Here is a 7,326-nt window from a genome sequence, read left to right as displayed (position 1 = left end):
TTGACATTCGCATCTGTTTCTTTGGTAATAGTCACAACTGTTTTTGCAATTTTATGCAATTCTCATATTCCTTCTGAATTGCAGAGCAATCCAAAATATAAAGGTGATGATACAACGGGTTGGGTGAAACTAACACGTGATTTACAACAGTATTTGCACAGACTCTTAAAACTAATAAGTTTAGCGTTTGTCGTTTTAATTTTCCCAAATAGTTATAAAGAAACGGTTTCTTTACCTGTCATTTCTAGGTATGTGGAGTACAAGCTTTCTTTTCCATTGGGATACTTTACTTTGGTACTCAGATATTGCTCTTTGGTATTCCTTTTTAGTTTGTGTATTGTTTCTTATGTTACGTACACGCAGTTTAATAAACATATCTATTTACCCACTACAGTGCTCAGTTTAAAAGCCATAGTAAAACTTCCGATTTTATAAAACTGTTTAGATTAAATGGCATTGTCTCTTCTCAATGTTCATAGATGAAATCAACAAAAACATCAAAAAATCATTGAAAAAGGCGCGTAACAATGACTCATGTCTGCTCACCATTGAGATATCCAGGCGGTAAGGCTGCACTGTATTGAAAAGTCAAAGAAATATTTGAGAAAAAGCATTAAATGGCTGTTCCTATAGAGAGCCATTTGCTGGCAGGTGTAGACTTGCTCTAAAGCTTTTTTAATGGTGAAGTTAAAGATATTCACATTAACGATATTGATCTGTTTATTTGGAGCTTTTGGTATTGCGTTTTGCACAAGACAGAAGAATTAATAGAAAAAATCAATACAACGACCATTAACTTAGAAGAATGGTACATACAAAAAGATAGATACATTTAACTCGTTTAAATGCACGGGAATCTTTGCTGCGTTATAGAACTGATGAAAACACCTTCTTTATATGGACCCTCCTTATTTTAAAAAAGGAAAAGGGCTTTGTACTTGGTTTTACAAAGCTAATGATCACCACAATTTAGAGAATGTCATCTCCCAACATGTGACAGCACCTTGGCTAATTATTTATGACAACGTTGAAGAAATTAAATTATTGTATAGGCAATATCTCTCAATAGAATTTAGCTTACAATATTCTCTACAAGAGAAAAGGAAAGCTACCGAATTGATGATTTTTTCACCTAAAATCAAAGTACCTCAATTTTTAGAAAAGAATATAGGTTCGCTTCTCAAAGCAGCTTAATTGCAGATTGCATTAATAGGAGCTTTAATCACATGCTTACACCATTTGGCAAAACCTTACGTAAAATTCGTATTGATCGGACAGAACGTTTATTAGATATGGCTAATAAATTAGGCGTATCTATAGCATTTTTATCTTCTGTAGAAATTGGCAAAAAGCCTATACCTGCTGACATGGAAGAAAAGATCATTGAGAAATATGCTTTAGATGAAGAAACGGCTTCTATCTTGAGAAGAGAAGCAAATATTTGTCGTAAGAATTTTACAATGAACTCTTCTGACCCACTTAACCATGAAATTTCTAACACGTTTGTTAGAATTTTTAAGTCTCTTTCACAACAAGATCTGACAAAGTGCAATGAACTCATGGAGAAAGTAGAAAAAAAACAGTGCTTGCAGAATAGAATACCTTGATCTCCTTATTTTATACACTGTAAACATAATTTTATATGTTAAAAACAATAATATCATTTTGAAATAATTGAATAAATATGCAAATCATTCTAAGATTTTTTATGTATAAATTGCTAATCTAATGGGGCTACAAATATGCTAAATAAAGTGACGTTAATCGGGCGCCTTGGTGCTGATCCCGAAAGCAAAACAATGAATTCTGGAGCAGAAATAGTCAATTTTAGTATAGCGACTTCTGAGAGCTATACAGATAAAAAAACCAATCAAAAAGTAGAGAAAACAGAATGGCATTCAGTTGTGATTTTTAATCCACATTTAGCAAAAATTGCACTTCAATATCTAAACAAAGGTTCAAAGGTTTACATAGAAGGAAAATTACAGACACGCAAATGGCAAGATAAAAATGGGCATGACCGCTACACAACAGAGATTGTCTTACCACAATTCAAAGAGGAATTGTATTTGCTTGATGCAAAGAAAGAGCAATCAGCATCCCCTACCCCCTCACCCATTACTTCTCAAAATTATGCTATCGCTTCAGGTGCTACTGATCATGGCACATCTCTTAATGATGCTATCCCATTCTGATTGATAACATATGACAAAGAGAAAAAAACGTACAAAACGCGGACATCCTCGGATTAAAGGATGTATCAGAGAACCAAACGGACGCATCTCACGAGCAAAAACACCGCATAAACCCATGGATAAATTGGCAATTGAAATGCGTGCCAAACGCTTTGGCTTGACCATAGAAGAGGCTAAAAATCCGCTTTCCAGAACCTATATCGGGCGGTTTTATTTGCAAGGTGAAATCAATCAAGACCAATATGATTGCTGCACAAAAATATCTTGAAGTGAAAAACAATTATCTATGTGCAAAAGAATTGCCTAATGCAATTTATGATAACTTTACTCCTTCATCAAATGAGGAGGCACAAAAACGGTGGATTGAAAGAGCAACTCATTGTTATGAAGAGACGAAAGAGGTTATCAAAGAAACACAACACCTCTATAGACAGTATAATCTTTACGCTGCATTACAATATCTTGTTATAGAAGATCAATCGTTAACACATCTTGTTAGCTCTTTGCGTATTGTTCTTAATGCGCTTCATAGGCATTTTAGCCATTAAAAAAGAATTGACATCAGATGAAAAATCATTAAAATGTGTATATATTTACACATTATGAGTTTAGGTAATGGAACAAGATAGCCGAAAAATCATTGCAAAATTAAAGCGTGATGGCTTTGAACTTATCAAAGTGAAAGGTTCTCATCATAAGTTTAAAAAAGATGATAAGGTTGTTATCGTTCCACATCCTAAAAAAAATCTTCCGATTGGTACAGCACGTTCTATCGCACAACAAGCAGGCTGGTTAAAAGAAGGAGAAGAAGAATGAAAAGATTTTTTGCTCTTGTTCATAAAGATGAAGAATCTGCTTTTGGTGTTCAGTTTCCTGATTTTGAGGGACTTTTTTCTGCTGCTGATGAGGAAGAAAATTTAATCGCAAATGCAACAGAAGCACTCCAACTTTATTGTGAAGATATAGATAGAGTGCCTATTCCTTCAAAATTTGAAGAAGTCATACAACGGAAATCTGTCAAAACAGCTTTGTCAGAAGGAGCTTTTTTAATACAAGTTCCTTTTATTGAAAATGATTCAGAAGTCATACGCACAAATATATCAATTGAACGAGGGCTTTTACGTGCAATTGATAATTGTGCACAAAAGAGAGGTTTAACAAGATCTGCTTTTTTGGCAACAGCAGCCCGTCACGAGCTTAATATTTAGCTCATCAATCTGGAAAAATTTCTCACTCTCGATTTTTTTACAAAAGCGTGTAATTGCATATGATCCGCAAACTATTAATGAAAATCAAAAGGCGGCAGGCAAACAAAACGCTATAGTTAAGAGGGATATAACTATCATTGATATTATATACATGGCATCTAATATTTCTGGACCTGTCATAGCCTTTCCCTCCTATAATAATTTCACAATAATTTATAAAATCTAAAATGTTTTAGAAAATTTTATATATTCTATTTTAAAATAAAAAATATAGATTTTTTTGTTGGCATGGTGTAAAAAATTGCATTTAATGACGATACTGCACTAGTTGTATTGCGTCTAAAATTCAAAAATATCCCCAAAAATTCAGTAAAATGTGAACTTGAAGCGTGGCTAGAAAGCTCTGTTTTCTAGATAATTCTGACTAATCAATTTTTCACAGAATAAAAATCAATAATTGACTAATTATGTCATTAATTATGACTCAAAAGGAGCAATGATGAAAGCTGTCATCACTAAGCCAATGTGTGTTGTTGGCGACAATAAAAGCACTATTCGCTTTGAACCATCAACACCCAATAATCCATTTGTTGAAGTTTCCAATCAAGTCTACGCACGTCTCAAGCGCGCCAATGCTGTAAAACCTTTTATTGGAGTCAAAACAACAGAAAAACCTGAAAAGACAGTTGAACAAATTAAGCAAATAGAACAAGAAGTAGCGCAAACATCATCTGAACCAATGACTGAAGAAACCTTACTCGAAAAACCAAAAGCATCTAAGGTCTCTCAATCATCAACACCTACTCTTAAAAAGGCTTAGACGTTGAAGTTAATCATCTACCCAAAATGGTATCTTCAACAGGTGAAGGATACCTTCACCAGTCTTCAAGCACCACGCCTTAATTGGGCTGTGCGTAATGCTCTAAACACCGCAGCAAAACAGTCGAACGCTTTACTGAAAAGCAAATTGCCGATGTTACATCTGCCCAATCAAAGCATGTTAAGCAAGGTATTTATATTAAAGAAAAGGCGACAGCAAGGTTTCTTGAGACAGATATCATTGGTTCTGGAACACCGATACTTCTTAAATTTTTTAAAGCAAAAGAACAAAACGCGGTGTGACTTACACAACTGTTTGGAAAGAAAGAAATCTTACCCCATGGTTTTATCAAGGATGGGAGTTTTCCAAAGCGTGTTGAATTGAAAATGGGAGGGAATGTGTTTCAAAGAGCGGATGGAGATCAATTCCCCATTGCAAAACAAGAGGAACCCTCAATTGCTAGGGTGATGTCAAAGCCAGAGATTACAAGTGCTATTGTAAAAAAAGCCAATGAGAGATTAATTGCCAATATACAGTACCAACTTGCTCATCATGAATACGCTGGCTGCTAATAAGAAAGGCTAGATTATGTTCTTAAACTTTATCTATATATTCCATATCCTTATGAGTTTATGCATTACACACTTTGATTGCAATTTTAAAAACAGATTATCACTTATGCTTTGTTTTTCCATAAAAAAGTCAATAAAATCAATGTAAAAGGTACTTCCCAGCGGGTTGGCTTCGTTGCGGGACAGGCTAGTGCGAACTATCGCTAGCGACAGAATTTTCAATTTGACTGTACATTGTACACTTAACTCATTGATAAATAACAATTTCAATATGTACACTGTACAGTATGTGAAACGTTTTCTTAGCAAAAAGTAATTTTTGTTGCTGGACAATTCTATAGTAATAGGTATTTTCGAATCAGGTGCCTAGAAAACACCTTAAAACAACTAGCGGATTAGTTGCCGAAATAACTAATCTTCCGCAATTTAAAAGCTTTAACTCATTGTATGCTAATAGCTTTGTCAGGTGTGGCTATGCCATATACCCCCTTCGGGGAAAGCATAACGACGGGCTATGTGCCGTGTTTTCTAGCACCCGGCATCTTTTAGAGTGTCAATAGAAAACCTTTAAGCACATAGGAGCCAAATCATGGCACAATATTTAATTGACTTACATCAAACTACGATTGATGGTGATATCGTTCAGACAGTGAATGCACCTGAATTACATACATTTTTGGCAATAGGTAAACGTTTTGCTATTTGGATTACGAACCGTATTAATCAGTATGAATTTGAAGAGGGAAAAGACTATATTTTAACGCTTTCCAAAATTGGGAAACGTTAAAATGTTATCAGCAAAGAATATCACCTCACCTTAGACATGGCGAAAGAACTTTCCATGGTTGAACGCAATGAGAAAGGACGTCAAGCACGCCGTTACTTTATTGAATGTGAAAAGAAACTGAGAAACCAAGCTGTTGATTATGATAATGATACACGCTTTGATGATTTTAACTATCTTCGTCAATATGTTTTGACAAATTATCCTAAAATCATGGGTATCATCTTTGGTTATCTTTTGAAAATAGATGAAATCGAAAAAGAGCTTGATCATTACAAATCAGTTACAAAAGAAGCTAAGCGCGTTTTAGCAAGATCTGTCGTAAAAGCTGCTTAGATTTAAAACACATCTCCCCTCCCCGTTCTCAAAATGGGAAGGTGGTTTAAAGATCAAGTTTTGAATGGGAGCCCAGACGCGCTAAAATCAATCGATCTTGACCAATCAAGCGATAAATCAACACTAGGTAAGGTCGAATATGGCAATCTCGATAATTGCTCCAATTCCCAGTCAATGCATGATCATGATATCGAGGTTCTAAGGGTTGATCATTTGCTAATGCTGCAATGATTTGGCGCAAATCAGTATCTAAAAGATGCCGATACCGTCCTTTCATTTCACGCTTGAAATCACATTTGAAGATAGTGGTACGTTCAATCGTCCGCATAGAGATCATCAAATAATTCGTCTACGGAATGAAACTTTTTTAAGTTACCTTCCTCTAGTTCTGCAAAAGCCGCTATAGTTTCCGCATTAGGTTGAAACAAGAAGGACGGAATAGCTTTATCTTGTGCAATACGCGTCATCAACACTCTCACAACATCACTTACTGATAAACCTGAAGCTTAAATAACTTGACTAGCGATATTTTGAATTTCTTCTGGTACACGCGCTTGAACCATGCGACTAGAAGCCATAATGAGCTCTCCTCTTGTAATTGTATTTCAATGTAATACAATTGAAGTTTAATTTCAACTGTAAAGCACATTTTTTAGAGTGGCGAGATCGTTTGGCTTAACAACCACTTGCTTTTTTTAAGACTTCACCCATACGTGTTCGCCAGTCTTTTCCTTGTTTTTTAAAAGAGGCAATAACATTTGGGTCAAGGCGTAGAGTAACCGCTTGTTTGGGAGATTCAACCGGTGGACGCCCACGTTTACGGCGTTCTTCTGTTACATATTTAAAAAAGGAGGCTGGTAAAACATCTTTAGCTGGCTTTAAGCGTGCAAGTTCTTCATCTGTCAATGGTGGGGAATCCACAGCGTCCCAATCTTCTTTTGTGTAGCCACATCCTGTTTCAAAGTTTTTTTTGATAATCATTGAAAACCTCTCTTTCTTTTTTATTCGCTTGACGAAAACTGATAATGGATATCGCTTCATTGCCAAGCTTTGCAAAAACAATAACTGTTGTGCCATCAGCAAAATGTCCAATAGCCTTCATGCGGTTTGAATGTGTTGCATCAATAAGAGCATGTTCCCAGTCAAAGTAAATAACATCAGCAAAATCAAGCTTATGTTTAACAATGTTTAAAGCTCTTTTTGGTTCATCCCACACTATCTTCATATATTTTATGTACACGAAAAATAAAATCTTGTCAATAATTAAAGTGTACAATAATTCGTATATACCATTAAAAATGGAGAAACTATGGATAAGAAGAATCGTAAGGGTTTATCGGTTCGTGCGTTTGCGAAGAAGATGGGTGTTTCACATAATGCGGTGGTTTCTCGGATAAAGACAGGTAAATTT

At 35.2% G+C, this 7,326-nt stretch carries 10 protein-coding genes and 4 pseudogenes; 10 read left to right on the top strand and 4 right to left on the bottom strand.

The window, feature by feature from the left end:
* From ACFINM_RS09140 to ACFINM_RS09095, 10 genes and pseudogenes are all read left to right on the top strand, one after another.
* Positions 1 to 406: pseudogene (locus ACFINM_RS09140) on the top strand (hypothetical protein); the annotation flags it as partial.
* A gap of 491 nt (positions 407 to 897) precedes the next feature.
* Complete coding sequence (locus ACFINM_RS09135; protein WP_375641164.1) at positions 898 to 1,194, top strand: hypothetical protein; 297 nt, start codon at positions 898 to 900, stop codon at positions 1,192 to 1,194.
* A gap of 32 nt (positions 1,195 to 1,226) precedes the next feature.
* Positions 1,227 to 1,607 carry an XRE family transcriptional regulator gene (locus ACFINM_RS09130; protein WP_375641162.1) on the top strand — a complete coding sequence of 127 codons (381 nt, stop codon included), beginning with the start codon at positions 1,227 to 1,229 and terminating at the stop codon, positions 1,605 to 1,607.
* Between the two features lie 135 nt (positions 1,608 to 1,742).
* The gene (ssb, locus tag ACFINM_RS09125) at positions 1,743 to 2,195 is read left to right on the top strand and encodes a single-stranded DNA-binding protein (RefSeq protein ID WP_375641160.1); all 453 of its coding nucleotides are present in this window, start codon (positions 1,743 to 1,745) and stop codon (positions 2,193 to 2,195) included.
* Between the two features lie 10 nt (positions 2,196 to 2,205).
* A pseudogene (locus tag ACFINM_RS09120) lies at positions 2,206 to 2,743 on the top strand (hypothetical protein).
* A gap of 67 nt (positions 2,744 to 2,810) precedes the next feature.
* Positions 2,811 to 3,011: a type II toxin-antitoxin system HicA family toxin gene (locus tag ACFINM_RS09115; RefSeq protein WP_375612550.1), complete on the top strand. Its 201-nt coding sequence runs from the start codon at positions 2,811 to 2,813 to the stop codon at positions 3,009 to 3,011.
* Positions 3,008 to 3,403, top strand: coding sequence for a type II toxin-antitoxin system HicB family antitoxin (locus tag ACFINM_RS09110; protein WP_375613839.1), 396 nt, complete (start codon positions 3,008 to 3,010; stop codon positions 3,401 to 3,403). The genes ACFINM_RS09115 and ACFINM_RS09110 overlap by 4 nt, the downstream gene beginning before the upstream one ends.
* A gap of 499 nt (positions 3,404 to 3,902) precedes the next feature.
* Positions 3,903 to 4,223: a hypothetical protein gene (locus ACFINM_RS09105; protein WP_375641158.1), complete on the top strand. Its 321-nt coding sequence runs from the start codon at positions 3,903 to 3,905 to the stop codon at positions 4,221 to 4,223.
* A gap of 3 nt (positions 4,224 to 4,226) precedes the next feature.
* A pseudogene (locus ACFINM_RS09100) lies at positions 4,227 to 4,795 on the top strand (hypothetical protein).
* Positions 4,796 to 5,384: 589 nt separating this feature from the next.
* Positions 5,385 to 5,915 (top strand): annotated as a pseudogene (locus ACFINM_RS09095) (antA/AntB antirepressor family protein).
* Between the two features lie 46 nt (positions 5,916 to 5,961).
* On the opposite strand, the gene ACFINM_RS09090 reads toward ACFINM_RS09095, so the two are convergent.
* From ACFINM_RS09090 to ACFINM_RS09075, 4 genes are all read right to left on the bottom strand, one after another.
* On the bottom strand, positions 5,962 to 6,243 hold the full coding sequence (locus tag ACFINM_RS09090) for a type II toxin-antitoxin system YafQ family toxin (protein ID WP_375612165.1): 282 nt from the start codon (positions 6,241 to 6,243) through the stop codon (positions 5,962 to 5,964).
* Positions 6,230 to 6,382: a type II toxin-antitoxin system RelB/DinJ family antitoxin gene (locus ACFINM_RS09085; RefSeq protein WP_375641156.1), complete on the bottom strand. Its 153-nt coding sequence runs from the start codon at positions 6,380 to 6,382 to the stop codon at positions 6,230 to 6,232. Before ACFINM_RS09085 ends, ACFINM_RS09090 begins: the two co-directional genes overlap by 14 nt.
* Before the next feature lie 208 nt (positions 6,383 to 6,590).
* Positions 6,591 to 6,896 (bottom strand): BrnA antitoxin family protein, encoded by a 306-nt coding sequence (locus ACFINM_RS09080; protein WP_375612163.1) that lies wholly within the window; start codon positions 6,894 to 6,896, stop codon positions 6,591 to 6,593.
* The gene (locus ACFINM_RS09075; RefSeq protein ID WP_375621844.1) at positions 6,874 to 7,140 is read right to left on the bottom strand and encodes a BrnT family toxin; all 267 of its coding nucleotides are present in this window, start codon (positions 7,138 to 7,140) and stop codon (positions 6,874 to 6,876) included. Before ACFINM_RS09075 ends, ACFINM_RS09080 begins: the two co-directional genes overlap by 23 nt.
* Positions 7,141 to 7,326 lie beyond the last annotated feature (186 nt).

Origin of the sequence: Bartonella sp. AA168HLJHH (assembly GCF_042197365.1) — a bacterium.
Lineage (GTDB): Bacteria > Pseudomonadota > Alphaproteobacteria > Rhizobiales > Rhizobiaceae > Bartonella.
The sequence above is the reverse complement of the archived record's forward strand: the minus strand, read 5'-3'. Positions and strand labels throughout refer to the sequence as shown.